1 protein-coding gene is annotated in these 2,339 nt (G+C 56.2%); it reads right to left on the bottom strand.

Going from position 1 to position 2,339, the window contains the following annotated elements; translation table 11 throughout:
* Nucleotides 1-2,339 (bottom strand): AAA family ATPase (locus ACO6V1_RS23470; RefSeq protein WP_422468949.1); only part of this gene is annotated, 2,339 nt, incomplete at both ends.

The raw sequence follows: 2,339 nt of genomic DNA, 5'->3' as shown, positions 1-2,339 counted from the left end.
GGGCCTGGCTGGTGGGACAGGGTGCATCCGCCGTGATCAGCCGGAACCGGGCCATGATGTCTTTCAGGTCCCTTGGCGTCAGCTCATAGTCTGTGGATACCTGTTTTCTGTACTCTGCCAATAGGGAAAGGATGGTGTCCGAAGCGGTGGACCTCAGCTCCAAGGGCCAGGTATCCGGCAGGAGTGGCTCAATGATGGCTTGTTGCAGAACGGACTCCGGCAGCGGCCGGTAATAGAGGCGCAGAATCCGGCGTTGCAATTCAGGGTCAAGATTCCGCCCCGGATAATTTCCCGGATTACCGGTCAACAAAACCCGGTGGTTATCTGTGAGCTCGAACGTCTGGCCATTGACGCAGAGCCGGGCAGGCGATTGCAGCAAACCGGTCAGTGGTGACAATAGTCCGTGCTGCACCAGGTTGGCTTCATTAATAACCAGCAGGCCCGGCTCGGAACCTTTGGCCCACTCCGTTATCTGGCCGGGTACCGAATGAGAGACCGTATTGCCCTGCCGGTCTCGTTTCAGGGAGACCGAACCGTACAGGTCTTCCCAGGTGGTGTTTGGTCCCAGGGTCAGGGTTTTCACTGTGTGCGGGTCAGGCTGTAGGCCAGCGGCAAGCCGGTTCATTGATGCCTGCCGCCGTTCCTGTAACGCTTGCCCGGTGGCGACGGCCAGACAGGATTTACCGGTACCCGCCGGGCCATTGAGTTCAATGATCCTGTGCTGTCTGAGCATGGTGGTGAGCTGTTCAAGCCGCTTGCCCTGTTGCTGCTGATGATGACAGCTGGCCTTCAGCCAATCTGAGGCCAGTGTCTGCAAAGAGGTTGTCAGCCCCGGAAAGGCGTGCTGAAGCGGCTGTTGCAGCTGCTCCAGTGGCGCAGACGGATGGCATTGGCTAATGGCGGTCAGTTGCTGGTTCAAGTCCCGGGCTTGCCGATGCACCGGAATACTCTGGCTGCCACAGACCCGCAGGGCATCGTACAGCAGACGCAGCCGTTGGCCGGAACAGGGATGAATATTGTCGTTCAGTACCGGCAACAGATCAGCCTCAATGCCCTGTTGAGGGAATATTGAGTGGATAATGGCGGCCATCTTCGCGGTGCAGCGCAGAGAAGGTTTGCTGAAGGTAGCGGGCAAATACTCGCCCAGTGCCGGTGCCATATAACGGGCCAATGGCCAGAAATGATCTACCAGATCCTTTGGGTGCTTCAGGGCTGGCAGGGTGTTCAGGATGGCAGCAATGCCATCACGATCAACCTCTGCCATGGAATCCGGAAATATCCCACTGATCTGAGCTTTGACATAACTGTAAATGGTTGTATTACCCCGCACCGGATGGGCCAGTAACTTATTCAGGGCCTTACGCCAGTGGAAGGGCTCCAGAGTCTCGGCGCGATCCAGCCGCTGTTCAATGGGGAGCTGAGCCTCCAGCAGTTTCAGAAACTCAGCCGGTGCCTGAACCGGAATGACCGGATAACTTTCATCCGGGCTCTGGGGCAATGTCTGAATGCGCGACCAAAGACTGCATAATGGCCCGATTGCATCGGGATGGCGGGACGAAAGGGATTTGGGGGCGGCCATAATGGATTCTGCCAAAATGGACTCAGCTTTACCGAGCTCAGCTATTTCAGGCTCAAAGCTGTCAGCCTCAACACTGCCTGCTGACCGATCACTCCGGGCATCCTGCTGCTGTTGCCAGCGCTGAAACCATGGACCCTGGTCAGGCAGTCGGTCAGTGGGCCAGACTATATGCAGCTGGCAGTGGGGCAGAGCTTTTTTCTGGCCGTAAATCCAGAGATAGGGCTCAGGTGACAGTAGTGACTCCAGATGCCCTGCCAGGGTCGGGGTATGTTCCAGCCCGGACAGCACCACTGGTTTACCCTTAAGGAGTTGTGTCAATAACGGGGTTTCTCTCAGCTGGAAATTCAACTTGCCTGACAGTTTCAGCTTGCTGGTAAACCAGAGCTCCTCCCATTGCTGCCCGGTGGCCAGTTGATAACAATGTGCAGCAACATTATTGGCAACACGGCCGGTATACAGCCTGACAACGCTGTCACCGAAAGGCTCTGGCAAAGTGCCTGTCACCAATCCGGGGGCGACAGGCAGTGATTCCGTCCGATGTTTCAGGATCAGCCATTGTTCATTGGTCAGCTCACCGCTGATCAGCAGCTGGTCAAATTCGCTGGCCATCTTATGAAAGGTATCGGTCTTTTGCAGGGTGTTTTCCTGTGCGGACAGGTCACTGAAGACCGCGCTGAAATTATGGGTATTAATAACCCCGCAGGTTTTACCGGGTAACACCGGTGTGTTGTTGACGGCTTGTTTGAATGCCGTGATATTC

Origin of the sequence: Endozoicomonas sp. ALC013 (assembly GCF_049310205.1) — a bacterium.
GTDB lineage: Bacteria > Pseudomonadota > Gammaproteobacteria > Pseudomonadales > Endozoicomonadaceae > Endozoicomonas.
Note: the sequence above shows the minus strand (reverse complement) of the source record. Positions and strands in the feature narration are given on the sequence as shown.